This is a genomic window from Flagellimonas oceanensis, from assembly GCF_003992595.1.
Classification (GTDB): Bacteria; Bacteroidota; Bacteroidia; order Flavobacteriales; family Flavobacteriaceae; genus Flagellimonas; species Flagellimonas oceanensis.
In genome coordinates, this window is the sequence record NZ_RZNA01000004.1 from 12,485 (window position 1) to 38,621 (window position 26,137).

Sequence of the window (26,137 nt, forward strand, 5' to 3'; positions counted from 1 at the left end):
AATATAACAATTCATCCATAAAAAGTTATAAATGTCAAAAACAGCAACTGCTTTTGGAATAGAAGAAGCCCTAAAAGAATTAGGCTTAAATCAAATAAACAATGGTACTTCCACAGGAAAAAACTGGTTTTCCGAAGGAGAAATCATTGAATCCTACTCGCCCGTTGATGGTGCCTTGATTGGTAAAGTAAAAGCTACCACCCATGAGGATTACGAGAAAGTCATCAATACAGCTCAACAAGGTTTTAAAGAATGGAGAACCATGCCCGCTCCACAGCGAGGGGAAATCGTTCGAAAATTTAATGATGAGCTTCGCAGATTAAAGGAACCACTGGGCAAATTGGTTTCCTATGAAATGGGCAAAAGCTACCAAGAAGGCCTGGGAGAAGTACAGGAAATGATAGATATCTGTGACTTTGCTGTAGGGCTCTCACGTCAATTGCACGGACTTACCATGCACAGTGAACGCCCCGGGCATAGAATGTACGAACAATATCATCCGCTAGGTGTAGTAGGTATTATTTCCGCATTCAACTTCCCTGTGGCCGTTTGGTCATGGAATACAGCCTTGGCATGGGTGTGTGGCGATGCCTGCATTTGGAAAGGTTCCGAAAAAACACCGATGACCTCCGTAGCATGTCAAAATATAGCGGCTCGTGTGTTCTCCGAAAATGGTGCACCTGAAGGGATTTCTTGTTTGATCACAGGTAACTATAACGTTGGTGGGTTCATGACGAAGGACGAACGCATTCCATTGATTTCCGCAACAGGCTCTACCCGAATGGGAAAAATAGTGGCCAAAACCGTGGCAGAGCGTCTCGGAAAAACCCTATTGGAACTTGGAGGCAATAACGCCATCATCGTAACACCTGATGCCAATATCAAAAACACCGTAATCGGTGCGGTATTTGGTGCCGTGGGTACCTGCGGACAACGCTGTACCTCAACGCGGAGGCTCATTGTACACGAAGATGTATACGACAAGGTCAAAAACGCCATTGTGGACGCCTATAAACAAATACGTATTGGGAATCCGTTGGATGAGAAAAACCATGTAGGACCACTAATCGATAAAGATGCGGTAAAGAATTACCTGAACGCCCTTGAAAAAGTTGAGGCCGAAGGTGGAAAAGTCCTGGTTGAAGGTGGAGTGCTGGAAGGCGAAGGCTATGAAAGCGGTTGCTACGTAAAGCCTGCCATTGCCGAAGCGGAAAACCACTTCGAAATTGTTCAACATGAAACCTTTGGACCCGTGCTGTATATTTTGAAATACAGCGGGGACCTACAGAATGCCTTGGACATGCAAAACGGGGTCAGACAAGGCCTTTCATCAGCCATAATGACCAACAATCTCCGTGAAGCCGAGCGTTTCCTTTCCGTTGAAGGTTCGGACTGTGGTATTGCCAACGTGAATATTGGTACTTCCGGTGCCGAGATAGGAGGGGCCTTTGGTGGTGAGAAAGAAACCGGAGGAGGCAGAGAAAGTGGTTCCGATGCATGGAAGGTTTACATGAGAAGACAAACCAACACCATCAACTACACAACAGAACTTCCGCTTGCACAAGGTATCAAGTTCGATTTATAACAAAAAAAGCCGCCCATTTAGGGTTCAATCTAAATGGGCAGTCTTTAAAACCAGTTTAACTAACTCAAACTTAACTTTAAACCCTATTCCAATGCCGGAACTTAGTCGGGAGAAATAGGGTTCTTTACCTAATATTTGGCCTGAATTTCCAAATATTTTATCAAGAAATTAAATGGTATCTTACCAGTGGTCGTAAAAACTGTATGGTTGGCACTTTTTATTCCATTTCTAGATTTTGATTTTTCCTACAAAACTTCATTTCTTCTCCATCACAGGAATTTTTGAAGGCCAAATCCTCTGCTTTTAAGATTTTTTTAATATTTTAAATGAGAAGTTCTTACAACTCATTTATTATGGATTGGATAGGTTCAACAATGTGGTATTGGATTGTATTGGCCATCACAGGAATCATTTCTGGGGTTCTTGGCTATTTTTTTGGAAAATCCGACACACCCTCCCTGCAGGAAAAATCCTTTGAGATCAATTCCCTTGAAATACAAAATGCCAAGCTAAAATCCGATTTGGAAACTTGTCGAAAACGACTCGATTCATACACCACAACAAGCAAGGAGCTCCAACTTGATAAGGACATCCTCACAAGAAAAGAATCGTTCTCGTTTGATGCGCAACATGCCAAAGCTGCCTTAGGAAAAACCATTAAGGAAAATGATTTGAAGCTCGTGGAAGGCATAGGCCCTAAAATCGAAGGGCTCTTCCACAATTTTGGAATAAAAACTTGGAAAGAGTTAGCGGAAACCTCTGCAGACAAATGCCAAGAAGTACTCGACTCAGGTGGGAAACGTTATCGTATCCATGATCCCGCCTCTTGGCCCATGCAAGCTAAAATGGCCTACGAAGGGCATTGGGAACAATTATTCGAATGGCAGGAAAAACACCGTGCCGGTAAGTACTAAACAGGTAGACTGACTTGTCTTTCTATAACATTCCGTTGGCCTCTACCCATTTAAAGGTATACTGTTGTTGGGAAAATTGCATCCGCTCGGAGATACGCTGTAACCGTTCTGGAAGTTTCATCAAATAAACCCTTGCTTTTTCCGCTTGATCGGACAGTCCTCGAAGGTTTCCTATATCCCAATAGTCGTTGAGCTTTTTCAGAATATCGATATAGTCCTGCGAAGTATACACCCCTAAACGTTGTGCACAATTCGAAAACTGCTCAAATGCCTCGCCAATAGTTCCGCCAGATTCACGTAGAAAATGGGCAGGCATTACTATTTTTTTCTTCATCATATCGGCAAAGGCCAAGACCATTCCGTCCGGGTCTTGCCCCATGATGGTCTTTACGAACTCTCGATACGCCAAATGATGTCTCATTTCATCTCCAGCGATGATAGTGCACATTTTTGCCAAAAGCGGGTTTCCTTTCTTCTTGGCCATTTTACCCACTCTTTTATGGGAAATATTGGTGGCCAACTCCTGAAAAGTGGTGTAGACAAAGTTCTTGTATGGGTCTCTATCCGTTCCTATGTCAAATCCATCGGAAATCAAATGCTGTGTGGTAATCTCAATTTCGCGCATATTCACACGACCCGATAAGTATAAGTACTTGTTCAAGACATCGCCGTGACGATTCTCTTCTGCGGTCCAGGCACGCACCCACTTGCTCCAGCCATTGTCCTTACCATTATGCTGATCTATGCCTTCCACATCCATCAACCAAGATTCATAGGTCGGCAAGGCTTCTTCGGTAATGGTATCCGCAACGAGTGTTACCCAAAAATCATAGCCAAGTTCCTTGGCTTCCCCTCGAATTTTTTCCACTTCATCAAAAAATTTATCACTTTGGGAGTCCGGCAAAAAATCAGTGGGTTGCCATATTTTTTCTGTTGGAATCAAAAATTCATCGATAAACCCTTCTACTTTGGGTTCAATCGCCTGCATTACTTCCAATCTTACATTTTTAATCGACATAGTACGGGGTTTTTACAAAGGTCTTTATAAAATAATGAAAGGAGATTAATTTCTTCCTCTTTCTCCTGGATAAAATGTGTGTACGGGATCACTTTGCCAATATTCCTTGGTTTCCACGTCCAGCATGGTCAGCCCACCCTTGAACGCTGCACCGGTGTCCACGTTCCAAACATTGGCTTTGTTCTGGGGTTGCACCACATCGCTTTTGGATAAGGGAGTATGGCCGATAAAGACTTCCTTGTAGTGTGTCAATCTTTTAGGGAATTTAGCATCCGATGGCTCTAAACTTGGATCCATTGCTTTGGCCAGTTCCCATAAGGTTCGATCCCAATAAAAGGTTTGCTCAAAATATTCATAGTCAATGCCCTTGAGGTTGGTATATCCTGCATGCAGGTACAAACGGCTGTCCTCGGCCAAATAGTGGTTCTTCAGTTCCGCATAAAACTTGAGATGTATCTCCCATTTGTCCCTGTCAGTGTTTAGATAAGATTCCCGAGTTGCCGTACCTCCATGGGCCAACCACTGTGGATTTTCTTTTTGATCCAAGAGCCAAGCCCTGCAAAGTTCATCATGGTTCCCTCGAATAAATGTACAGGTATACTCGCTTTGCAATTGAATCAAAAAATCGATGGTCTCCACTGCTGTGCTCCAAGCATCAACATAATCTCCCAAAAAAATAATATGATCTTCTGGAGTAACCTTGGCCCTCATCATCAATTGTTCCAAAGCCCGTACCCCAGAATGAATGTCGCCCACTACCAGTGTTCGCATAGAAAAGTTTTTGGCAATATTACACACAAATGCTTGGCCTATAAAAAATCATAGCGGCTTTATCACGTATTTAACCTAGAATTCAAATAAACCTAACTGATTTTTGGACATGGTATCAAATTCTATGTACCTTAGAATAATATGAAAAAAGTATACTGCATTGGTGAATTGTTGATAGACTTTGTTGCTGAACGGCAAGGAAGTGACCTTTCCAAGGCCAACGAGTTTACCAAAAAAGCAGGAGGTGCCCCAGCCAATGTAGCCTGTGCTATTTCTAAGCTAGGAGGAAACGGGGTTTTTATCGGATGTGTTGGCGATGACCCATTCGGCAAGTTTCTTTTGGAAACCCTGAAGAATGAAGGAGTGGATATCTCACTGACGCAGCTTTCGGATACTTTTACTACGCTTGCCTTTGTTTCACTCTCCGAAGATGGGGAACGTGATTTTGTTTTTAGCAGGGGAGCCGACAAAGAACTCAAATACAATCCCAACCTGCGGAAGAATCTTCCCGGTAACATTCTTCATTTGGGAGCCGCTACGGCACTTTTGGGTGGGCCTTTGGAAAAAACGTATGCCAAATATCTTTTTGATGGTCTAACCAAGGAAATGTTCATCTGTTTTGACCCCAATTTCAGGATTGACCTTTGGAAAGATGACGAGGAAACCTTTATAAAAAAATGCATGCCCTTTGTGGAGAAGTCCCATCTATGCAAGTTCAGCATGGAAGAAGCACAGCTTATCTCCGGAAAAGAGGATTTGCACGAAGCCTGTGATGTACTTCACAAAGCCGGAACTAAAATCATTACCGTGACCTTGGGCAAAGATGGAACTTTATTGAGCATGAACGGCACCAAAAAAGTGATTCCGAGCATGAAGGTGACCCCTGTTGACACTACGGGAGCTGGTGACGCTTTTATTGGATGTCTACTATATCAAATATCGGATTTGGGAAATTTTGACCCCGTATTCGAGGACTTTTCACTCGTTGAAAAAATGGTCGCCACGGCCAATAAGGCAGGAGCCATCACTACAACAAATTATGGGGCCATTGTGGCTTTGCCCACAAAAGATCAGCTCGAAAAGTAGATGAACCAAGCCAAGTTACATAGACTGCTCTCCCAAAAAGAGAAGAATGATCGAGAACAATTTGATCAACGATTGGCCACTAACCTTACCTTGATTCAAAAACAGTTCTTCTCCCTCTACCCCGAAGAGCAGCATGAAAAACATATTCAAAAGCTATTGAAGCTTCTTCCCAAGTTGTTTTTGGAGCGGCCAGAAGCATTGCGCAAGCAAGACTTGAAACGGTTGCAATCGGGCAACTGGTACCAGTCCGAAAAGCTGATGGGAATGCAGCTTTATGTGGAGCACTTCAATAAAGACCTAAAAGGGCTAAAAGAAAAAATACCTTATTTCAAAAAGCTCGGGGTCAACTTTTTGCATTTGATGCCCATCACTAAAAGGCCCGCGGGAGAAAGTGATGGTGGCTATGCGGTAAACAGCTATCTGGAGGTAGACAGAAAATATGGTTCCAAAGAAGACTTACTGGAATTGACCACGGCATTTCGTAAAAACGGTATCTATTTGATGCTCGATTTTGTGGTCAATCACACCTCCAATGAATTTTCCTGGGCAAAAAAAGCCAAGAAGGGTGATAAAAAATATCAAGGTTATTACTACACCTACGAGGACCTCACTATACCGGCCGAGTTTGAAAAAACCCTGCCAGAAGTGTTTCCCGAAACCTCTCCGGGCAATTTTACCTATATCCCCGAAATGGAAAAATGGGTGATGACGGTTTTCAATAGCTATCAATGGGACCTCAACTACACCAATCCCCAAGTGTTTTTGGAAATGCTGACCAATTTGGTAAAGTTAACGGATATGGGAGTGGATGTCGTACGCTTTGATGCTCTGGCTTTCCTTTGGAAAAAAATCGGGACCATTTCACAAAACCTGCCCGAAGCGCACAATCTTATCTCGCTGTTCCGGATGTGCCTGCAAGTGGTGGCACCAGGCTCCATTCTTTTGGCCGAAGCCATTGTGGCCCCCACGGACATTGTGAAATATTTTGGGGAAGAAGAAAAAAAGGGCAACGAATGCGAAGTCGCCTACAACGCATCTTTGATGGCTCTTCTATGGAATTCCATTGCTACAAAAAAGACACAATTGCTTTACAAGAGTCTGATGCATGTCCCTTCCAAACCAAAAGATTGCACATGGATCAATTACATCCGTTGTCATGATGATATTGGATTGGGATATGAGAACCATCTCATCCAAGAATTGGGATGGAACCCAGAAATGCACCGGAAATTTTTACTGGACTACTATTGCCAACGTTTGGATTGGTCGCCAGCCATGGGTATGCTTTTTATGTACAATCCAAAAACAGGCGATGGCCGAATCACAGGAAGCGCGGCCTCTTTATTGGGACTTGAAAAGGCTATCAAAACCAAGGATGAAGACTTATTGGAATCGTCGGTGCGTAAAATTATCATGTTGCATGGCATTACATTGGCTTTTGGAGGAATCCCGCTGATCTACGCAGGCGACGAAATAGGAACACTGAACGACTATTCCTTCCAAAATGATGTATCCAAAAAAGGGGACGGCCGATGGGTGAACCGACCCATGCAGGATTGGGAAACCATTTCAAGTTTAGCTAATCAAGATTCGCCTCAATCAACAATATTTCATGCGCTTCAACAACTTATCCAAATAAGAAAGGGGAACTCGGTTTTTGCGGATCACAACAATCTTCAGCTTTGCCATACAGGGAACGACCATATTTTTTCTTTTGAAAGAACCCAAGGTCAAAACGGATTGTTGGTCATCTGCAATTTTGATGAAAACCCTCAGGTCATCGATAGCAGTTGGGTCAAAAAATTGGGGTACTTCAGTAAAGGAGAGCCGTTGGACTTGGTATCTGGCGAAAAAGTGGGAATGAACAGCGCACTTTTGGAACTAATGCCCTACCAAATGCTTTGGCTCATGAAATCCTAGGCGTACCTAACCTTTCTCAAAATCCGTTGTGACTCTTTCAAAGATTGATACACATGAGTATCGTAGGCTTTCAACAGTGCTCTGGAATTGTCCATTTTGTCCTTCGCCTCTTCAAAGCCATTTAAATAGCAAATAAGATAGGTGGCGGGCAAATGGGTGATATCCGTATGCTCGGAATCCGTCAATGGAATATGGTTTTCCAGTTTTTTGAGCAGCGCATTATTGGTATTGTACACGTGATACAGCGTTTTTTTATCAAACTGTGGGGGTTCAAATATAAGTTCGCTGTTGATGATGTATTTGCCATTGTCCGAAAATGTGATCGTCATTTCTTCCAAGGGGTAATATTTTTGCTGCGAGCCCAATCCCAATTGCACATATTCCAACGTTTTAAAAGAATCATCATCGTAGTTAATAGTGATTTCATCCAGAGCGGAATAGAATAATTTAACCTGTTCATTGATCAGTTCTATATCCACTCGGGAATAATAGATTTTCCCCTTTACTTTTTTCTTATTGCCCGCCCAACAGACCACAAATTGCTCTTTAAAGACTTTGTAATCACTTGTTAAGTCGGGATGTCTGGTATTGAAGAAATTGATAACGGCATCCAGCGTATACTCGATGTTGTTACGAGCGTGCTGCTCAATGGTGGCCACTTTTTCGGAATTGATGTCCTTCAGTTCAATATCAAAAGCTTTGGGCAGGCTGATACTTCCTTCACGGAAGAAAACCGCCCCTCCGTAGTACTTCCAAATATTTTTACGTAGGGCACAGACCTTTCCGTTGGACCTTATGGTGACCAACCCGATCACCTTGCCTTCAGGCAAATGGGGGAAAGGAATGTTTTCATAGGAAATCAGAGGTGGGTTGTCCAAATAGGCATTGACGAGGTTCTGGATTTTGCTGTCATCAAAAAAATCGACACCAACAATCGTATTGTCCTCATCCTCCACCCCAATCACAATAAAGGAATTGTTTTTGGGATTGCTGTTGGCCAAAGCGCAGACATGCTTTAAAAACTTGGCCTTGCCCTCCTTTTCTCCAATGGATATAAAACGCTTTTTGTCGTAAAAACTATTCTCGTCGTTGTGGGCCAATAAGTTTTTTACGAGTAGGCGTTTATTGATCATAGTTCCTTGTTCACAATTGTGCTGCTGGCCTGTGCTGTGGGCATTACCACAAGGTCGGCAATGTTCACATGATAGGGTCGGGTAACCACAAACAGAATAATGTCCGCAATATCCTCTGGTTTTAAGGGTTGAAAGCCTTTGTATACATTGGATGCCCTTTCGGAATCCCCCTTAAAGCGAACATCGCTGAATTCTGTTTCCACCAAGCCTGGATTAACGGCCCCTACTCGAATGCCATAGGCATTTAAATCTATTCGCATACCCTGGTTGATGGCATCCACGGCATGCTTGCTGGCACAATACACGTTTCCGTTCGGGTAGACTTCCTTGCCCGCTGTGGAACCAATATTGATGATATGGCCCGATTTCCGTTCCGTCATTTTCGGAACAATGGCCTTCGACATGTAGAGCAATCCTTTTACGTTGATGTCCAACATGGCATCCCAATCATCTGGGCTGCCTTTATCAATAGGGTCCAGACCGTGGGCATTTCCCGCATTGTTGATTAAGACATCTATCTCCGAAAATTCTTTCGGCAAACTTTCTATGGCCGAGAATACATCTTCGCGATTTCTCACATCAAAATTCAGCGTGAAAATAGCGGTGTCCCTGCCCAGCTCATTTTGAAGTTGTTCCAGACGTTCCTGTCTTCGTCCGCAAAGAATCAAATTGAAGCCTTGCTTTGCAAAAAGTTCTGCAGTTGCCTTTCCTATTCCACTCGTTGATCCTGTTATTAATGCTATTTTTGACATTGCAATTAAATTCTACGGAACATCGTGTCCTTGGCCCGCTACTAAAAGGGAAAACCAATCCTGAAGTTCCAATTCTATATTCACGGCTGCTGCCGATTGTTCAATTCTTTCCTTGTTCGTAGTTCCAATCACTGGGTGAACCTTTGCCGGGTGCTTCAATATCCAAGCCAGAAGCAATTGGCTTTCATTCGCATTATACTTATCCATAAGTGGCAGCATTGCTTCTTTTATCCGTTCTGTCTGCTCATCGGTTTCCCTGAAAAAGCTTCCCAACGGACTCCAGGCCATCGCCATTCTTTTATTGGTGATACAATCATCAAAAGTTCCATCGTACATAGGGTCGTGGTGCGTTAACGAAAACTCGACCTGGTTTCCTTCAACTGGAATCACATTGTTGAGCATCGCCACTTGTGAAGTCGTAAAATTGGACACCCCGAATTGCTTTATTTTGCCGCTTTGCAACAAATCCTGCGCAGCTTCTGCCATTTCATCTGGTTGCATTAGGGGACTTGGACGGTGCATCAAGAAAAAATCCAGATAATCCGTCTTCAACTTTTTCAAGGATTCTTCCGCTGACCAAATAATATAATCCTTATCGTACTGGTAGTGATTGATCTTGTTGTCCCTACCACGAGTGAGCTGAATCCCACATTTGGAGATCAACTGGATGTCCTCCCGTTTTATTCCGCTATCCCCAAAGGCTGCTCCAAAATCGCCCTCTGTGGAATAGCTGCCATAAATATCGGCATGGTCAAATGTAGTGAGGCCGCATTCGATGCTATGGTGCATCAATCCGATCATTTCTTTCTTGGAAAGTTTTTTTCCCCAACTTCCCCAAGTCATTGCTCCCGATATGATGCGGGAAAATTTTGTTGTCTGTTCCATATGCGCTGAAAGTATAAAATTAAACCCTTAAATCCTTCATAAAACTAGGGGTTTAGCGTTTTTTTTAACCATTAATTAACAGGCAGGTTTTAAATAAATTTTCATTTTGCACACCTTAGTAAAAACACCGACCTTAACACCAAACAATAAAAGTATACAATGGAAGAAAACACTACTATTGATATTAGTGCTGTGAATGAGAAAATTGCCCAAGAAAGCGCTTTTATTGACCTTTTAACGGTTGAAATGAACAAAGCGATTGTAGGGCAGACCCATATGGTGGAACGTCTATTGATCGGCCTATTGGGAAAAGGGCACATTCTGCTGGAAGGTGTTCCCGGACTGGCAAAAACTTTGGCCATCAACACTTTGGCTAAAGCCGTAAAAGGAAGTTTTAGCAGAATACAGTTTACTCCAGATCTTTTGCCTGCCGATGTTATTGGTACACTGATCTACAATATCAAAGAGAACGATTTCTCCATTAAAAAAGGACCCATCTTCGCCAACTTTGTCCTGGCAGATGAGATTAACAGGGCGCCTGCCAAGGTACAATCCGCACTTTTGGAAGCCATGCAGGAAAAACAAGTGACCATCGGCGACGAAACCTTTATTTTGGACAAGCCATTTTTGGTAATGGCCACACAGAACCCCGTGGAACAGGAAGGTACTTACCCACTTCCTGAAGCACAGGTGGACCGATTTATGCTGAAAACGGTAATCGATTATCCCAAACTCAACGAGGAGCAGCTTATCATTCGTCAGAATCTGAAAGGTGCCACCGAACCCATTAAGCCTGTAGTTTCCTTGGAGCAAATTCTAAGGGCACAAGAAACAGTTCGTGAGGTTTACATGGATGAAAAAATTGAAAAATACATACTCGACCTCATCTTCGCAACGCGGTACCCGGAAAAATACAACTTGGAAAGCTTAAAGCCACTCATCAGTTTTGGAGCCTCTCCAAGGGGTAGCATCAACTTGGCAAATGCATCCAAGTGCTATGCGTTCATCAAACGAAGAGGTTATGTGGTCCCCGAAGATGTAAGGGCCGTAGTGCATGATGTACTGCGTCACAGAATCGGAATCACTTACGAGGCCGAGGCAGAAAATATTACTTCCGAAGAAATCATCAACAAGATAGTAAACGAGGTAGAAGTGCCTTAGCGGTTCAATGTTTATCGGAATAAGTAGCAATACTTTAACCAACCCGAAAACCTATTTTTTTTGAACCAAATGGATACAAAGGAACTACTAAAGAAAGTACGCAAAATTGAAATTAAGACCCGACGTCTTTCCGACCATATTTTTGGTGGGGAATACCACTCTACGTTCAAGGGCCGGGGGATGACATTCAGTGAAGTTCGCCAGTATCAGTTTGGTGATGACGTACGAAGCATTGACTGGAACGTGACCGCGCGCTACAACGAGCCCTACGTAAAGGTTTTCGAAGAAGAGCGGGAACTTACCATGATGCTGATGGTGGACGTCAGTGGGTCCGAACTTTTCGGCACCTCTAACCAGTTCAAAAAAGAAATCATTACGGAGATTTCCGCTACACTTGCTTTTTCTGCGCTTCAGAACAATGATAAAGTAGGTGTAATCTTGTTTTCCGATGAGGTAGAGCTTTTTATCCCGCCCAAAAAAGGAAAAAGCCACGTACTCAGAATCATTAGGGAGTTACTGGAGTTTCATCCAAAAAGTAGTGAGACCAATCTTGCAGAAGCATTGAAGTTCCTGACCAACGTGATGAAGAAAAAAGCCATTGTTTTTGTGCTTTCCGATTTTATCGCTGATGATTACGACAATACGCTTCGGATTGTGGGAAACAAACATGATGTTACAGGAATTAGAGTTTATGATGAGCGTGAGGAAGCCATACCGAACCTTGGAATGGTGCAAATGCAAGATGCCGAAACAGGCGAGATACAACTGGTGAACACCCAATCCAAACAAGTACGTTCCGCTTACGGACAACATTATAAAGACAAAGTTGCCTATTTTACCAATTCCTTTAACAAGTCGGGATGCGGTGTGATCAATTGCCGGGCGGATGAAAGTTATGTGAAAAAGCTGTTGGGCTATTTTAAACGAAGAGGATAATGCGAATGGACAACCTACATACAATTGGAAACTTAAATAGTGCCAAATTTATCTTGGTCACTTTATTGTTTCTGATGCTTTTGCCTGCGGTCGGTTTTTCGCAAGCAGAACCCAAGGTAAGTGCTGAAGTGGATACCTTGGCCATCAAGATTGGAGAACAAATCCAATACAAAATAACGGTCGAGGCAGATTCCACCGATGTTGTTTTCTTTCCCGAAGGCCAGACCTTTTCCCCATTGGAAACCGTGGAGGCCATAATGGCGGATACCCTCAAAAATGACAATAAGCTCATTCTTCAAAAAATATATTCCCTCACTCAGTTTGATAGTGGCGCATATACCATTCCAGCTCAGCGAATCGCCGTCAACGAACAACCCTTTTTCACGGATTCCTTCCAAGTAAAGGTTGCCGATGTGGTCGTGGATACCACCAAACAAAAGATGTACGACATCAAACCTTTGATTGAGGTAGAGCGAAGTACAGCTGATATGTGGCTTACCGCACTTTGGATTCTTTTGGGGCTGATTGTGGTCGGCGGATTGGTCTATTGGTTCTTTTTACGCAAAAAGCCGTTGACCGAGGAAGAAAAAGTAGCCTTGCTCCCACCCTACGACCGTGCATTGATAGAGCTGAAAAAGCTGGAGAATTCCAAATACCTGATTCAGGATGAGTACAAGCAGTACTATTCCGAGCTTACCGATATTGTTCGCTCCTATTTGGAAGAAGATGTGCACGTGACCGCCATGGAAAGTACCACCTCGGAACTCATTACCAAATTGGAAATGTTGCGTGATGCCGGGGAGCTCAAGTTGGAGGATGATACCCTTCACCAATTTCAAAAAATATTACAGACTGCCGATTTGGTCAAGTTTGCCAAAAACAAGCCCGCTACGACCGTAGCCGAACAGGATAGAAAATTGGTCGAAGAAATCGTGACCAAAACCCACGAAGGACTTCCAGAACCTACCGAAGAAGATTTGTTGTTGGATGAGGAATACCTGGAGGAACTCGCGAGAAAAAAACAACGCAAAAGAATTTACTGGGCCGCAGCCATTTTTGCTGGAATCATTGTTTTGGGCGGCATTGGGTCAACCATTTATTTTGGGACCAAAAAAGTACGTGACACCGTTTTTGGATACCCCACCAAGGATTTGTTGGAAAGTGAGTGGGTGGCCAGCTCGTACGGTTACCCTCCCGTTCAGATAGAAACACCAGAAGTTTTGGTGCGTCAAGAACTGGAGCTACCAAAGGAAACCGAAGAGCTCATTAAGGAACTTCAAGCTTTTTCCTATGGCAGTTATGTTGGCATTTTTTCCGTCAGTACAAGTTCCATCACTTTTAAAGATCAGGAAGAAGAACCCCAATTTGAAGCCGTAATTGGCTCGACCTTGTCCAATTTTGAACAATTGGGCCTTAAAAATATAATTACCAAACAAGAGGAGTTTGTTACCCAGTCTGGAGTGAAAGGCATGAAGACTTATGGTACGGGCACGTTGGAACGACCCAATGGAGACTCCAAGAGGGCCAAGTACAACATTCTCACCTTTGGCGGTAAAGGTTTTATCCAACAGGTAGTGATCACTTGGGAAGAGGAGGATGAATATGCAGAACAGATCGTAGACCGAATTTTAGGAAGTCTTGATGTAAAAACACAAGTATAAATGTTTGAGAATATAGAATTTGCAAATCCTGAATTTTTCTGGCTGCTGTTGTTGCTGCCGTTGGCTTTGCTATGGTATTTTTTCAAACGGAAAAATGAAATGGCATCCCTCCGTATTTCCAGCATCAAAGGATTTACGGTCAAGAGTTGGGCATCAAAATTAAAACCTGTGCTGTTCGGAATACGATTGTTGGCCTTGGCAGCCATCATTACGGCTTTGGCACGACCTCAAACGGAGGATATTTCAACACGGACAAAAACCACGAAGGGTATCGACATCGTGATGGCAATCGATGTATCTTCCAGTATGTTGGCCCGTGACCTAAAACCCAATCGATTGACCGCCTTGAAGGAAGTAGCGGCCGACTTTATCGAGGGTCGCCCAAACGACCGAATCGGATTGGTAAGCTATGCTGCTGAAAGTTATACCAAGACACCCATTACCAGTGATAAAGCCATTGTATTGAATTCTCTAGAGGAAATCACATATGGCGTCCTGGAAGATGGTACGGCCATAGGAATGGGACTTGCCACATCGGTAAACCGACTAAAAGAAAGCAAGGCGATCAGTAAAGTTATCATTCTTTTAACGGACGGTGTCAATAATTCTGGCTTTATTGAACCTAGAACCGCTGCCGACCTAGCCGTTGAATTTGGCATAAAAACATATACCATAGGCATTGGCACCAATGGAAATGCCCTGTCCCCCATCGCTTACAACAGAGATGGATCCTACCGATACGGAATGCGACAGGTGGAGATTGATGAGGAATTGTTGGAAGAGATTGCAGATGTAACCGGAGGAAAGTATTTCCGAGCCACGGACAACGAATCTTTGGAAGCCATTTATGACGAGATCAACAAGTTGGAAAAAACGGAAATAGAAGAATTCAAATATTATAAATACGAGGAAAAATTCAGGCCATTGATTTTCTTGGCGGGAATTTTATTGCTGTTGGAATGGGCATTGCGAAACTCCATCTTTAAAAGTTTTATTTAGCGAATGATTCAGTTTGACGAAAAAATATACTTCTACCTCTTGGCCATAATTCCAGTTATGGCCCTGGCGTTCTTTTTTCTTCAAATCTGGAAGAAAAAAACACAAAAACGTTTTGCCGATTCGAGTCTCTTGAAGCGTTTGGCACCTAATAAATCCAGCTTCAAGTCAACCCTGAAACTGGTATTTTTATTGGGCGGGCTCGCATTTTTGGTATTAGGTCTGGTCAATCCAAAAATTGGGACCAAACTGGAAACCGTAAAACGTGAAGGTGTCGATATCGTATTCGCCCTTGATGTTTCCAAAAGTATGTTGGCAGAGGATATTGCCCCAAACCGATTGGAAAAATCAAAGCGGATTGTTTCGGAAATCATCAACCAATTAGCCAGTGATCGAATCGGGATAATCGCCTACGCGGGGCAGGCATACCCTCAATTGCCCATCACTACCGACTACGGTGCGGCAAAAATGTTCTTGCAGAGCATGAACACCGATATGCTCTCGTCACAAGGAACCGCAATCAATGCGGCCATAGATTTGGCAAGTACTTATTACGATGACTCGCAACAGACGAACAGAGTGCTTTTTATTGTTTCGGATGGTGAAGACCACTCCGAAAGCTCTACCATCAATGCCGTTGAAAAAGCAACCCAAAATGGCATCCGTGTGTATACCATTGGAGTAGGAAAGGCCAAAGGAGCACCGATTCCCATCAAACGGAACGGCATCGTGGAGAGCTTGAAGAAGGACAATCAGGGCGAAGTGGTCATTACCAAACTGAATGAGGACGTATTGACAGAGATTGCCGACAGGGGCAATGGTGAATATATTGATGGTTCCAACACGGAAAATGCCGTGGAATTCATCAAAGAGGAACTGAACCGAATGGACAAAACAGAGTTTGAAGCCAAGCAATTCGCTGAATACAAGGACCAATTTCAATGGTTTCTGGCCGCAGGCTTTTTATTTCTATTTTTGGACATCTTCGTTTTGGATAGAAAAACACAATGGTTGAAAAAACTGAATCTTTTTAATGAGCATGATGATGAGCAAGATTAAGTTGATGTTTGGACTATTGCTATGTTTTGGCGCGGTCCAAGCCCAAGATGACATTACCGAAAAAGCGAACAAGGAAGCAGAGAAGGCCTTACAAGCCTCTACGAACATAACCTACGAGGCCAATGACAAGTTGACTTCCAATGATTTTGTTACTGCTGAGGCCGACTACAGGAGAGCCATATCCAAGAGCAACAAAAATGCGGCGGCAAGATTTAATCTTGGTACTGCCTATTACAACCGAGAAAGTTTTGGGGAAGCCTTTGGACGCTTCAAGGAAGCCAGTGATACGGCCGATGACAAAGGAGAAAAACATAAAGCCTTTCACAACATGGGCAATGTGTTCATGAAGCAAAAAGACTATAAACAAGCTGTAGAAGCCTACAAACAAGCCCTTAGAAAAAATCCTAACGACGACGAGACCCGTTACAATCTTGCCTTGGCCAAGAAGATGCTCGAAAAACAGCAGGACGAGCAAAAGAACGACCAGAACCAGGACGATCAAGATAAAAAAGACCAAGAGAACGAGGACAAGGATAAAAACCAAGACCAGAACAACGAAGGCGGGGATAACGAAAAGAAAGACGAAGGCGAACAAAAAGAGGACGAAAACAAAGATAAGGGAGATCAAGGAGAAAATGGAGAAGACAAGCCTGAGGAAAACCAAGAGGGCGACGGCGATAAGAAAAAGGAGCAGGAGAAAAAGCCGAATGAAGGAGACCAACCTGAAGGTAAAAAACAACAACCAAGACCCAACCAACTTTCCGAACAGCAGATTCAGAATTTGCTAGAGGCCATGCAAAACGAAGAGAAAAAAGTGCAGGAGAAAATGGAGGCCCGAAAAGTTCGCGGCAAGAAAGTTAAAAACGAGAAGGACTGGTAATGAAACTGTTGAAAGGCAACATATTGCTCTGTTTGGGAATGTTCCTGTTATCGGGACTGTATTCCCATGCCCAGGACGAAACCGAAGGGATTGAGTTCACAATGAACTTGAGCAAAGAGGAATTGGGCATCAACGAGCGTCTTCGGGTGGATTTTACCATGAACAAGGATGGTGACAACTTCAAACCACCCCAATTTGATGGCTTTAATGTGATAATGGGGCCATCCCAATCCATTAGTTCGTCTTGGGTAAATGGTAAACGTAGTTATTCCAAGACCTATACTTACATTCTAAAACCAACAGCAAGAGGGAATTTTACCATCAATCAGGCCACCATCGAAATTGATGGACAAACCTACAAAACAACACCTCAAAAAGTTGAGGTCACGGCTGCGGTGGACAAGCCCAACTCAGAGAAAACCGTGGATGATGTTGCCGATGAAAGTTTGCATTTGGTAGCAGAGGTTTCCAAAGGAAATCCTTACCTGAATGAAGCTGTAACGGTCATCTATAAACTTTACGTGAGTCCCAACATAAGTGTCACGAATTACCGTCCGCTGGACAATCCTACCTATAACAATTTTTGGAGCCAGGATATTCCCGTAACCAAGCACACGGCACAAAACGGAACGTATCAAGGCAAACCATACCGCTATGTGGTCTTGAAACGAGTAGTGCTCTATCCTCAAAAATCAGGTCAGTTGGATATTGAACCCCTTTCCTTGGAAATATTTGTGGATGTTCCGACCAACCGCAGGGACTTTTTCGGTGGTCGAATTTATACTTCTACCAGCAAGACCGTTTCCGCGGGCAAAAGAACCATCAATGTAAAACCATTGCCCGAAGCAGGAAAACCTGCAGATTTTAGTGGTGCGGTCGGGGATTTTGACTTTTCCGTGACCACCAGCAAAACCCAATTGAATGCTTCTGAATCGCTTCAGGCCAAGGTCGAAGTTTCAGGAAAAGGGAACTTAAAACTGTTCCAACTTCCTGAACCGGAGCTTCCAAGTGCTTTGGAGGTATATGACCCTGAATATGAGGAATCCATCAATACCTATAGCTCTGGAATGGAAGGAAAGGTATCGAACAATTATACCATTGTACCATCCTTTAGGGGAAAATATCCAATTCCGAGCATCTCCTTTAGCTACTTTAACCCCAACACGGGCAGTTATGAGACCATCAATTCGGAAGAAATCAACATAGAGGTTATCGAAGGCCCTACGAGCAATACAACCAATGCTACTCCGGCAGCAAACAAACAAGCCGTAGTTCCAATTGGCGAGCAGTTTCATTTCATCAATATAAACCCAAACTTAAGTGCTATTGGGGTAGATCGTTTCTTTGGATCCAACCTGTTTTTCATCCTGTTATTGGCCCCTTTGTTATTGATTCCCATAGCTATTTTCACATTCAAGAAAAGAGAGGCGATCGCAAGCGATGTGGTGGGCAATAAGATTAAAAAAGCAAACAAACTGGCCAGAAAATATCTGTCCACCGCCAAAAAGGAACTGGGCAATAAGGAAGCTTTTTACGTTGCCTTGGAAAAAGGGTTGCACAACTACCTGAAGGCCAAATTGCACATAGAAACATCGGAGTTCAGCAAGGATAAAATCACAAGTATCCTATCCGAAAAGAATGTTGAAAAGGAAGATATTGAAGGGTTCATTGAATTGTTGACCAGTTGTGAAATGGCTCGTTACAGCCCTTTCTCCAATGTACAGATGCAGCAGGATTATGAAAAGGCAAGTGAAGTAATCTCTAATTTGGACAAACAGTTATGAGCATAAAAAAGATGACCTTTTTGGTGTGTTTTCTTAGCCTCTCTTTTGGTTTTGCCCAAAATGAGACGCTGTTCAATGAAGCTACGGAGCTTTACAACAATGGTGAGTACTCCGCTGCCATAGAAAATTATGAGGAAATCCTGGAAAACGGCGAACACTCCGCTTCACTATACTTTAATTTAGGTAATTGCTACTACAAGCTCAATTCCATAGGACCCAGTATATATTACTATGAAAAAGCTTTGCTTTTGAGTCCAAACAATGAGGAAATCAAGAATAATCTACGTTTTGCCCAAAACATGAGGTTGGACGCTATTGAGGAAATGCCGAAAACCGAATTGTCTCGTATTTATAATTCAATCATTGGTATGTTCACGTCAGATCAATGGGCCTATTTGGCAGTGGCATTGGTCTTTTTATTTGTTCTAGCCTATATGGCCTATTACTTTCTTAGGCCTGCTAACCAGAAACGGGCTGCCTTTATTACTAGTATGTTGTCCCTTACCTTGAGTGCAGTGAGTCTATTGTTCGCTTACCTGAACCATCAACAAAACAAGAACGATGATCCTGCCATCGTGTTTGCCAAAGAAGTTAGTGTCAACTCGGAGCCAAATACCAACAGCAACACCGTATTTACCATTCACGAAGGCACCAAAGTGAACATTTTGGACAAGCTTGATGAATGGAGGAGAATCCGTATTGCGGATGGGCAAACAGGATGGTTGTTGGCAGATAACATTAAGTCATTGAAAGATTTTTAGTATTTTAAACCAATAAGTCTACACCTTACGTTAATTTTGTGACAATCATTTGATAATGCGAATACTGGCCATACCTTTTATTTCCATCATGATGATATCAATTTTGTTGACATCATCTTTCATTCCCCTTTTGGGGCAGGAATACAGTACTGCCATTATTCTTGGTTCTTCCGAAGAAGAGAACAATTCTCACGACACCTCCAGTAGTAACATCTTTGACGCGAAATACTTTTTGTCCAAAAGCTTCTTTACCACTAACCCAACACAGTATCAAGAAAAACGAGACAATGCATCAGGTTACTTATTTGCTGTATTGGAATTTACCCTTGAAACTTTAGATCCTCCTCCCCGAAAACTGGTTTAACACCCATATTCATTGTTTAAACCAAGTTTTAACCGTCTTCTACCAAAAGCTTATCTATGTAGAGGACTAATCTTACTTTATCAATATGTTCAAGTATATAAAAAATGACTTACCTGCTAGTATTGTGGTCTTTTTTGTGGCACTACCGCTATGTTTAGGTATTGCCCTGGCCAGTGGTGCCCCCTTGTTTTCGGGACTTATCGCAGGTATAATCGGAGGAATCGTTGTAGGTGCACTGAGTGGTTCCCAAATTGGGGTCAGTGGCCCCGCTGCCGGACTTGCAGCCATAGTTTTAACGGCAATTGGCACCTTGGGAGGGTATCAAAACTTTCTGGTTGCCGTCGTTTTGGGTGGTGTTATCCAACTTATATTCGGATTTCTGAAAGCTGGAATTATCGCCTATTATTTTCCGTCTTCGGTAATTAAAGGTATGCTTACCGGTATCGGAATCATCATCATTTTAAAACAAATACCACATTTCTTTGGATATGATGCCGACCCGGAAGGGGATTGGGCTTTCTTCCAAGTGGATGGGGAAAATACCTTCAGTGAAATTATCAACTCCATTAATTTCATCAGCCCGGGAGCGACCCTGATTGCTGTTGTTGCCTTGGCCATACTTATTCTTTGGAGCCAGGTATTGACGAAAAAATCCAAGATTTTTGAACTTATACAGGGACCTTTGGTCGCGGTGGTCATAGGTATCGTTTACTATTCCTTGACACAAGGCAATGATACTTGGGGGATTTCCTCGGATCATTTGGTCAAGGTTCCCGTGCCAGATAGTTTTGAATCCTTCTTGGGCTTTTTCAGTTTCCCAAATTTCTCTGCCATATCCAATCCAGAGATATGGATAACAGGCTTTACCATTGCATTGGTAGCCAGTTTGGAAACATTGCTCTGTGTGGAAGCAACGGATAAATTGGATCCTGAGAAAAGAACAACCCCCACCAATCGTGAACTTAGGGCACAAGGAGTCGGGAATATGCTTTCTGGTTTGGTAGGAGGTCTTCCGGTCACACAGGTAATTGTTCGTAGTTCGGCCAATATCCAATCCGGAGGTAAAACAAAGGCATCCGCAATCATTCACGGGTTCTTCCTTTTAGGCTCGGTTATTTTAATCCCTACTTTGCTCAACATGATTCCATTGTCCGTTTTGGCGGCCATATTATTTATTGTAGGGTATAAACTTGCAAAGCCGAGTTTGTTCAAAACCATGTACCAGGCAGGTTGGAAACAATTTGTTCCTTTTGTGGTAACCGTGGTAGGTATCGTGTTCACAGACCTTTTGGTCGGAATCAGTTTAGGACTTGGTGTAGGTATTGTGGTTGTGCTGATCAAGAGTTACCAAAACTCCCACTTTTTGCACATCGAGGATAAAAGTAATGGGGCTCATAAAATTAAAATGACCCTTGCGGAAGAAGTTACCTTTTTCAACAAAGGTGCGATTCTGAAAGAGTTGGACAGTCTTCCTGAAAATTCCTATCTTGAATTGGATGTTAGGAAAACACGTTTTCTTGATAATGACATCGTGGAAATCCTTGAAGATTTTTCAAGCAAAGCGAAGAGCAGGAACATTGACATCAAAATCATTTCGGAGAAAGGAGAAGTTGAAAATCCGGATAGTTACATCGAATTCTTTAATCTAAGACCGAAAAAATCGGCATAAAATATAACTATGAAAGCACACACTAAAGAAACACAATCAACGATGACGCCTCAAAAGGCCATCCAATTTTTAAAGGAGGGCAATGAGCGTTTTCAACGAAACCTAAAAGCGAATAGAAACCTTTTGGAGCAAGTGAACGATACTAAGGATGGTCAATTTCCCTTTGCGACCATTTTGAGCTGTATCGATTCAAGGGTATCAGCAGAGCTTGTTTTTGATCAAGGGCTGGGAGACATCTTCAGCATCAGAATCGCAGGAAACTTTGTAAACGAGGACATCTTGGGAAGTATGGAGTTTGCCTGTAAATTGGCTGGAACAAAAACCATCGTGGTCCTAGGGCACACAAGCTGCGGCGCTGTAAAAGGAGCTTGCGACCATGCTCGCCTTGGCAACCTCACGGCATTGATCAACAAAATAGAACCTGCAGTAGCGGCCGTAGAAGAGCCCAAGGATGAATCCTTGCGAAACTCTAAAAACCTGGAGTTTGTGGATGCGGTATCCGTCAAAAATGTTGAGATGACCTTGGAGAACATCAGAAATCAAAGCGATGTCCTCAAAGAAATGGAAGACAACGGAGAAATTGCCATAGTCGGTGCCATGTATGACATCTCCGATGGTAAGGTAACTTTCTTGTAACCTATTATAACTTAAAGTAAATAAAAGCCGATGAGATTGTTCATCGGCTTTTTGTGTTTTTAAAATTGTTATATTCAGGCGGTAGAAACACAGCCTAAACCATGTTCAAACATCTGAGAGGAGATTTATTTGGGGGGATTACCGCTGGCATTGTAGCCTTGCCCTTGGCCCTGGCTTTTGGCGTGAGTTCTGGACTAGGACCAAGTGCCGGTTTGTACGGTGCCATTTTCATCAGTTTTTTTGCTGCGCTTTTTGGGGGAACCAACACTCAAATATCCGGCCCCACCGCTCCAATGACTGCTGTGAGCATGGTGGTCATTGCAGGAATCATAGCTATTAATGATGGAGATATCAATAAGGCCCTTCCTGCCATCCTTACGGTTTTCTTATTAGCTGGAATCATGCAGATTGGTTTGGGCCTATTGGGCATGGGGAAATATATAAAGTACATTCCATATCCTGTTGTTTCGGGCTTTATGACCGCAATCGGGGTCATTATCCTGGTTACCCAAATATTACCTGCCGTAGGGTACTACCCAAAAGAGGATGAAGCCTATGTCAATCAATTTATGCCCGAGGCCGAAGAGGAGCTCTTGGAAAATATATTGCAGGAAGAAGCTGGGGAAGGGATTTTGGTTTTGGAGGACTTTACGGAAACCATCAAAAGGGCCGAAAAGATCACAGAAGCAGATATGGTTAAGGAGGCAGCTACTTTGGCTTCCAAAGAGGCTTCCGGGGTCATGGGAACATTTAAGGTATTGCCCAGGGCTCTTAAAAACATTAATTGGCTCGAATTGGCGCTGGCCTTGGCAACCATCATCATTATTTACGGTTTTAAACGAATTACGACGGCCATTCCCAGTACGTTGGTCGCTTTGATCGTTGTTTCCGGACTAGCTTTCGGATTTGGATTGGACTACAGACCCATTGAACAAATTCCAAGCGGGTTGCCCATTCCCAACTTGGAAATTTTTACTGCCTTTGAGCTTGACGTGATCACACCCTATATTTTTACCGCACTTACCTTGGCTTTGCTTGGCGCCATTGATTCATTACTTACCTCCGTGGTCGCGGACAATATGACCCAGACCAAACATAAACCCAATAAAGAGTTGGTGGGCCAGGGCATTGGAAACAGTATTGCCGCTATTTTTGGGGGTCTTCCCGGTGCTGGGGCCACCATCAGAACGGTGGTAAACATCAATTCTGGAGGAAAAACCAGGTTATCTGGCATGATTGCCGGCGTACTTTTGCTCATTATCCTGCTTGCTCTGGGTCCCGTAGCATCACAAATTCCTGCTGCAGTATTGGCGGGCATTTTGGTAACCGTAGGTATTGGCGTGATGGATTACAGAGGTTTGAAAGCTATTCCACATTTACCCAAAGACATAAAATTAGGGCCGCTAAAATTGAGTTCAGAGGTCATCATCATGTTAGTGGTCATGGTGTTGTCATCCATTTGGAACTTGGTCTATGCTGTAGGAATCGGCTTGGTCATCGCTTCTCTGATGTTCATGAAAAAAATCGGAGACCTTACCGCTCTGCGCTCGAATGTGAGGGCTTTGCGTGAAGAACCTTGGTCCGATGAGAAAAATATCCCTCAAAAAATCAAGGATGAAGTTTTTATCAAACATATCAAAGGCCCTCTGTTCTTCGGATCCACGAATGAATTTCAACAACTGGCCTCTCAAATTCCCGAAAATGCCTCAACAGTGATTATTCGAATGGGAAGAATGCAGTACATGGACCAAACAGGGTTATATGCCATGGAGGATGTGTTGCAGGATTTAAAGCGGAAGGACATTCAAATAATTTTGGTGAATATTTTAGATCAGCCCCGATACATGTTGGAACGTATCGATATTATCCCAGACCTCATCCCAGAAGAACACATCTTCAAAAATTTTAAATCTTGCTTGGATTGGGTGGATAAAAATTTAAACCATCATGAATAACGCCTTTTTTGATGCTCTTTCAAGAATTCCCTAAAGATTCAGGTCCCGTTTATTTGGAAACCATGGAGGGCCAGTTTCCAGTAGAGCCCTTCAACACGTTCAGCAACCTTATTTTCATGTTTCTGATAATTTACTGGGGCATCAAAGTGTATCGAAATCCAAAACAACATCAATTTTTAGCATGGGTACTTCCCATTATAGGAATCAGTTATGTGGGCGGGACGGTCTACCATGCCACGCGTAGCCATGAGTTTTGGCTTCGTTTGGATTGGATGCCCATCATGTTGCTCTGTGCTGCTGTGGTCATCTATTTTATTTTTAAGCTCGTGAAATCATGGTGGCAACGATTAATATGGGTCATCATACTGCTCGGAGCTTCCTTTTTACTTCGGATTCTTCCCATCCCTATAGGATTGAGAATCTCTTTGGGGTACGTGATTACCGCGGCGACCATTCTTATTCCCATTGCTTGGTATTTGATAAGAACCAAAGGGAAAAACATAACCCTAGTGGTTACGGCCTTTATAATTTTTGCCATCGCTATTTTCTTTAGAAGCATTGATCTTCATCAAGATTTCTTCCCCATGGGCACCCATTGGTTATGGCATCTTTTCGGTGGAATTGCAGTACATTTCCTAATTGCCTATATATTCAAGGACAATTTGCTAAATTTGTCCGCCAATAGCGTAAGCCATCATGATTGATACCATAAAGGAACATATCGCCGAAGTAGAAAAATTCACTTCGAACTCTACAGAAGAAATTGAAGCTTTCCGAATCAAGTATTTGGGGAAAAAAGGGCTTTTGAACGGTTTCTTTGCCGAATTTAAAAATGTGCCCAACGAGCAAAAAAAGGATTTTGGCAAGGTTGTCAATCAATTGAAAAATGCCGCCACCGATAAAGTCAACGAGCTTAAGGAATCCTTGGAAAGCCAATCCGAAGCTGCCGGCAAATATGGCGACTTGACTCGACCTGGAGAGCCTATTGAAATTGGTTCCAGACATCCTATTTCCATTGTGAAAAACCAAATCATCGATATTTTTTCCAGAATTGGTTTCAATGTATCCGAAGGGCCTGAAGTAGAAGATGACTGGCACAACTTTACAGCATTGAACCTTCCAGAATACCACCCTGCACGTGATATGCAGGATACGTTTTTCATCCAGACCGACCCGGATGTCTTGCTACGTACCCATACCTCATCGGTACAGGTACGCTATATGGAAGCCAATAAACCGCCCATCCGGACCATTTCTCCTGGAAGGGTGTATCGGAACGAGGCCATCTCTGCCCGTTCGCACTGTTTTTTCCATCAAGTGGAAGGCTTGTATGTGGACAAGAATGTATCCTTCGCGGATTTGAAACAGACCTTGCAGTATTTCACTTCTGAAATGTTCGGCAAGTCAAAAATTAGATTGCGCCCATCTTACTTTCCTTTTACGGAACCCAGTGCGGAAGTTGATGTGTACTGGGGCTTGGAGACCGAGACCGATTACCGTATGACCAAGGGTACAGGATGGCTGGAAATCATGGGTTGTGGTATGGTGGACCCCAACGTACTGAAGAATTGTGGCATAGACCCAGAGGTATATTCCGGATTTGCCTTTGGTATGGGAATAGACCGTATTGCATTGTTGCTTCATCAAATTTCGGACATCCGCTTGCTCAGCGAGAATGATGTTCGTTTCTTGGAACAGTTCAAAAGTGCATTGTAACCCAAGCCATGAAAAAGGATATTGAAATCCCTGTTGCCAAGGATGTACATGTTGCCGTGGTTCGTGAGTGGAACGATGAATTTCTATCCAAAGATTGGAACGCCTATCTCATCAACAACAGAGCGGATGCCATTGAAATGACGATTGTGGTGTCCAAAGGATTTGATGATGACACAAAAACCTCCACGATGCGACATGGCATTGGGGTTGTTGAGGCGAAGTCCTTTAAAAAAATTGAGTTTCTACAAGAAGAAGTGCTCGCACTCAACAATGAATTCTTTGTTACCTTCTTTGCCGAGAACAAACTTTTTGAAAAAAGGTTCCTATTTCCCAAACATTCCATTTCGGAAAAACACCTAACCAACATCCCCATCATAGAAAAAGAGGGTATTCTTTCCGAAGGTTAATGCTTGTTTTCATGCCCATAATTTTCTTTTAACAAACATTTAAGTTCTTTTAGTTCGGTTTGTTCCGAACCAATTTTATCTTTGCGCC

General features: G+C 43.1%; 24 protein-coding genes. 19 read left to right on the forward strand and 5 right to left on the reverse strand.

The genetic code is table 11. From position 1 onward, the window contains the following. Positions 1–31: 31 nt before the first annotated feature. Together amaB and EO132_RS01720 are read left to right on the forward strand one after the other, a co-directional pair. Entirely contained in the window at positions 32–1,585 is a 1,554-nt protein-coding gene (amaB, locus tag EO132_RS01715; protein WP_127136324.1) for an L-piperidine-6-carboxylate dehydrogenase, read from the forward strand. Between the two features lie 326 nt (positions 1,586–1,911). Then, the gene (locus tag EO132_RS01720) at positions 1,912–2,499 is read left to right on the forward strand and encodes a hypothetical protein (RefSeq protein WP_235856356.1); all 588 of its coding nucleotides are present in this window, start codon (positions 1,912–1,914) and stop codon (positions 2,497–2,499) included. A 22-nt stretch (positions 2,500–2,521) separates the two neighbouring features. Here the strand turns inward: EO132_RS01720 and EO132_RS01725 are convergent, their stop codons facing one another. Next, complete coding sequence (locus EO132_RS01725) at positions 2,522–3,517, reverse strand: acyl-ACP desaturase (protein ID WP_127136325.1); 996 nt, start codon at positions 3,515–3,517, stop codon at positions 2,522–2,524. 45 nt (positions 3,518–3,562) lie between these two features. Then, the gene (locus EO132_RS01730; RefSeq protein ID WP_127136326.1) at positions 3,563–4,288 is read right to left on the reverse strand and encodes a metallophosphoesterase; all 726 of its coding nucleotides are present in this window, start codon (positions 4,286–4,288) and stop codon (positions 3,563–3,565) included. A gap of 141 nt (positions 4,289–4,429) precedes the next feature. Here EO132_RS01730 and EO132_RS01735 point away from each other — a divergent pair, with 141 nt between their 5' ends. Together EO132_RS01735 and EO132_RS01740 are read left to right on the forward strand one after the other, a co-directional pair. Continuing rightward, positions 4,430–5,374 carry a carbohydrate kinase family protein gene (locus EO132_RS01735; RefSeq protein ID WP_127136327.1) on the forward strand — a complete coding sequence of 315 codons (945 nt, stop codon included), beginning with the start codon at positions 4,430–4,432 and terminating at the stop codon, positions 5,372–5,374. Further along, complete coding sequence (locus EO132_RS01740) at positions 5,375–7,294, forward strand: amylosucrase (RefSeq protein WP_127136328.1); 1,920 nt, start codon at positions 5,375–5,377, stop codon at positions 7,292–7,294. Here the strand turns inward: EO132_RS01740 and EO132_RS01745 are convergent. Genes EO132_RS01745 through EO132_RS01755 form a run of 3 tightly spaced genes read right to left on the reverse strand, consistent with a single transcriptional unit; the run spans position 7,291 to position 10,064 of the window. Next, complete coding sequence (locus EO132_RS01745) at positions 7,291–8,427, reverse strand: ATP-binding protein (RefSeq protein ID WP_127136329.1); 1,137 nt, start codon at positions 8,425–8,427, stop codon at positions 7,291–7,293. The two genes, EO132_RS01740 and EO132_RS01745, sit on opposite strands and share 4 nt — an antisense overlap. Further along, positions 8,424–9,179, reverse strand: a complete 756-nt coding sequence (locus tag EO132_RS01750; protein WP_127136330.1) for an SDR family NAD(P)-dependent oxidoreductase — start codon at positions 9,177–9,179, stop codon at positions 8,424–8,426. Before EO132_RS01750 ends, EO132_RS01745 begins: the two co-directional genes overlap by 4 nt. A 12-nt stretch (positions 9,180–9,191) precedes the next feature. Then, the gene (locus EO132_RS01755) at positions 9,192–10,064 is read right to left on the reverse strand and encodes an aldo/keto reductase (protein WP_127136331.1); all 873 of its coding nucleotides are present in this window, start codon (positions 10,062–10,064) and stop codon (positions 9,192–9,194) included. A 159-nt stretch (positions 10,065–10,223) separates the two neighbouring features. Here EO132_RS01755 and EO132_RS01760 point away from each other — a divergent pair, with 159 nt between their 5' ends. The 15 genes from EO132_RS01760 to EO132_RS01830 all read left to right on the forward strand — a co-directional run bounded on the left by EO132_RS01760 (position 10,224) and on the right by EO132_RS01830 (position 26,049). Beyond that, the gene (locus EO132_RS01760) at positions 10,224–11,225 is read left to right on the forward strand and encodes an AAA family ATPase (RefSeq protein ID WP_127136332.1); all 1,002 of its coding nucleotides are present in this window, start codon (positions 10,224–10,226) and stop codon (positions 11,223–11,225) included. 69 nt (positions 11,226–11,294) lie between these two features. Continuing rightward, a complete protein-coding gene (locus tag EO132_RS01765; RefSeq protein WP_127136333.1) occupies positions 11,295–12,161 on the forward strand; it encodes a DUF58 domain-containing protein in 867 nt (288 codons plus the stop codon). Continuing rightward, positions 12,161–13,822, forward strand: a complete 1,662-nt coding sequence (locus EO132_RS01770) for a hypothetical protein (RefSeq protein WP_127136334.1) — start codon at positions 12,161–12,163, stop codon at positions 13,820–13,822. The genes EO132_RS01765 and EO132_RS01770 overlap by 1 nt, the downstream gene beginning before the upstream one ends. Further along, on the forward strand, positions 13,823–14,821 hold the full coding sequence (locus tag EO132_RS01775) for a vWA domain-containing protein (RefSeq protein ID WP_127136335.1): 999 nt from the start codon (positions 13,823–13,825) through the stop codon (positions 14,819–14,821). 3 nt (positions 14,822–14,824) lie between these two features. Then, the gene (locus EO132_RS01780; protein ID WP_127136336.1) at positions 14,825–15,877 is read left to right on the forward strand and encodes a VWA domain-containing protein; all 1,053 of its coding nucleotides are present in this window, start codon (positions 14,825–14,827) and stop codon (positions 15,875–15,877) included. After that, positions 15,864–16,757 (forward strand): tetratricopeptide repeat protein, encoded by an 894-nt coding sequence (locus EO132_RS01785; protein WP_127136337.1) that lies wholly within the window; start codon positions 15,864–15,866, stop codon positions 16,755–16,757. Before EO132_RS01780 ends, EO132_RS01785 begins: the two co-directional genes overlap by 14 nt. Beyond that, positions 16,757–18,541 carry a BatD family protein gene (locus EO132_RS01790; RefSeq protein ID WP_127136338.1) on the forward strand — a complete coding sequence of 595 codons (1,785 nt, stop codon included), beginning with the start codon at positions 16,757–16,759 and terminating at the stop codon, positions 18,539–18,541. Before EO132_RS01785 ends, EO132_RS01790 begins: the two co-directional genes overlap by 1 nt. Then, positions 18,538–19,302 carry a tetratricopeptide repeat protein gene (locus EO132_RS01795; protein ID WP_127136339.1) on the forward strand — a complete coding sequence of 255 codons (765 nt, stop codon included), beginning with the start codon at positions 18,538–18,540 and terminating at the stop codon, positions 19,300–19,302. The genes EO132_RS01790 and EO132_RS01795 overlap by 4 nt, the downstream gene beginning before the upstream one ends. A gap of 88 nt (positions 19,303–19,390) precedes the next feature. Continuing rightward, complete coding sequence (locus EO132_RS01800) at positions 19,391–19,666, forward strand: hypothetical protein (RefSeq protein WP_127136340.1); 276 nt, start codon at positions 19,391–19,393, stop codon at positions 19,664–19,666. Between the two features lie 85 nt (positions 19,667–19,751). Continuing rightward, entirely contained in the window at positions 19,752–21,335 is a 1,584-nt protein-coding gene (locus tag EO132_RS01805) for a SulP family inorganic anion transporter (RefSeq protein WP_127136341.1), read from the forward strand. Between the two features lie 9 nt (positions 21,336–21,344). Continuing rightward, entirely contained in the window at positions 21,345–21,971 is a 627-nt protein-coding gene (locus EO132_RS01810; protein WP_127136342.1) for a carbonic anhydrase family protein, read from the forward strand. A gap of 101 nt (positions 21,972–22,072) precedes the next feature. Beyond that, a complete protein-coding gene (locus tag EO132_RS01815) occupies positions 22,073–23,926 on the forward strand; it encodes a SulP family inorganic anion transporter (protein ID WP_127136343.1) in 1,854 nt (617 codons plus the stop codon). A gap of 11 nt (positions 23,927–23,937) precedes the next feature. Then, positions 23,938–24,630, forward strand: a complete 693-nt coding sequence (locus EO132_RS01820; RefSeq protein WP_127136344.1) for a hypothetical protein — start codon at positions 23,938–23,940, stop codon at positions 24,628–24,630. Continuing rightward, positions 24,623–25,642, forward strand: coding sequence for a phenylalanine--tRNA ligase subunit alpha (gene pheS / locus EO132_RS01825; protein WP_127136345.1), 1,020 nt, complete (start codon positions 24,623–24,625; stop codon positions 25,640–25,642). Before EO132_RS01820 ends, pheS begins: the two co-directional genes overlap by 8 nt. An 8-nt stretch (positions 25,643–25,650) precedes the next feature. After that, positions 25,651–26,049 carry a hypothetical protein gene (locus EO132_RS01830; protein WP_127136346.1) on the forward strand — a complete coding sequence of 133 codons (399 nt, stop codon included), beginning with the start codon at positions 25,651–25,653 and terminating at the stop codon, positions 26,047–26,049. The last annotated feature ends 88 nt before the right edge of the window (positions 26,050–26,137 follow it).

What these genes read in the sequence shown, in the direction of transcription:
- EO132_RS01760 (WP_127136332.1), top strand. Translation starts at nt 10,224, where the DNA reads ATGGAAGAAAACACTACTATTGATATTAGTGCTGTGAATGAGAAAATT.
- EO132_RS01780 (WP_127136336.1), top strand. Translation starts at nt 14,825, where the DNA reads ATGATTCAGTTTGACGAAAAAATATACTTCTACCTCTTGGCCATAATT.
- EO132_RS01750 (WP_127136330.1), bottom strand. Translation starts at nt 9,179, where the DNA reads ATGTCAAAAATAGCATTAATAACAGGATCAACGAGTGGAATAGGAAAG.
- EO132_RS01785 (WP_127136337.1), top strand. Translation starts at nt 15,864, where the DNA reads ATGAGCAAGATTAAGTTGATGTTTGGACTATTGCTATGTTTTGGCGCG.
- EO132_RS01830 (WP_127136346.1), top strand. Translation starts at nt 25,651, where the DNA reads ATGAAAAAGGATATTGAAATCCCTGTTGCCAAGGATGTACATGTTGCC.
- EO132_RS01790 (WP_127136338.1), top strand. Translation starts at nt 16,757, where the DNA reads ATGAAACTGTTGAAAGGCAACATATTGCTCTGTTTGGGAATGTTCCTG.
- EO132_RS01735 (WP_127136327.1), top strand. Translation starts at nt 4,430, where the DNA reads ATGAAAAAAGTATACTGCATTGGTGAATTGTTGATAGACTTTGTTGCT.
- amaB (WP_127136324.1), top strand. Translation starts at nt 32, where the DNA reads ATGTCAAAAACAGCAACTGCTTTTGGAATAGAAGAAGCCCTAAAAGAA.
- EO132_RS01770 (WP_127136334.1), top strand. Translation starts at nt 12,161, where the DNA reads ATGCGAATGGACAACCTACATACAATTGGAAACTTAAATAGTGCCAAA.
- EO132_RS01810 (WP_127136342.1), top strand. Translation starts at nt 21,345, where the DNA reads ATGAAAGCACACACTAAAGAAACACAATCAACGATGACGCCTCAAAAG.
- EO132_RS01765 (WP_127136333.1), top strand. Translation starts at nt 11,295, where the DNA reads ATGGATACAAAGGAACTACTAAAGAAAGTACGCAAAATTGAAATTAAG.
- EO132_RS01820 (WP_127136344.1), top strand. Translation starts at nt 23,938, where the DNA reads ATGCTCTTTCAAGAATTCCCTAAAGATTCAGGTCCCGTTTATTTGGAA.
- EO132_RS01720 (WP_235856356.1), top strand. Translation starts at nt 1,912, where the DNA reads ATGAGAAGTTCTTACAACTCATTTATTATGGATTGGATAGGTTCAACA.
- pheS (WP_127136345.1), top strand. Translation starts at nt 24,623, where the DNA reads ATGATTGATACCATAAAGGAACATATCGCCGAAGTAGAAAAATTCACT.
- EO132_RS01745 (WP_127136329.1), bottom strand. Translation starts at nt 8,427, where the DNA reads ATGATCAATAAACGCCTACTCGTAAAAAACTTATTGGCCCACAACGAC.
- EO132_RS01730 (WP_127136326.1), bottom strand. Translation starts at nt 4,288, where the DNA reads ATGCGAACACTGGTAGTGGGCGACATTCATTCTGGGGTACGGGCTTTG.
- EO132_RS01800 (WP_127136340.1), top strand. Translation starts at nt 19,391, where the DNA reads ATGATGATATCAATTTTGTTGACATCATCTTTCATTCCCCTTTTGGGG.
- EO132_RS01795 (WP_127136339.1), top strand. Translation starts at nt 18,538, where the DNA reads ATGAGCATAAAAAAGATGACCTTTTTGGTGTGTTTTCTTAGCCTCTCT.
- EO132_RS01775 (WP_127136335.1), top strand. Translation starts at nt 13,823, where the DNA reads ATGTTTGAGAATATAGAATTTGCAAATCCTGAATTTTTCTGGCTGCTG.
- EO132_RS01815 (WP_127136343.1), top strand. Translation starts at nt 22,073, where the DNA reads ATGTTCAAACATCTGAGAGGAGATTTATTTGGGGGGATTACCGCTGGC.
- EO132_RS01725 (WP_127136325.1), bottom strand. Translation starts at nt 3,517, where the DNA reads ATGTCGATTAAAAATGTAAGATTGGAAGTAATGCAGGCGATTGAACCC.
- EO132_RS01805 (WP_127136341.1), top strand. Translation starts at nt 19,752, where the DNA reads ATGTTCAAGTATATAAAAAATGACTTACCTGCTAGTATTGTGGTCTTT.
- EO132_RS01755 (WP_127136331.1), bottom strand. Translation starts at nt 10,064, where the DNA reads ATGGAACAGACAACAAAATTTTCCCGCATCATATCGGGAGCAATGACT.
- EO132_RS01740 (WP_127136328.1), top strand. Translation starts at nt 5,375, where the DNA reads ATGAACCAAGCCAAGTTACATAGACTGCTCTCCCAAAAAGAGAAGAAT.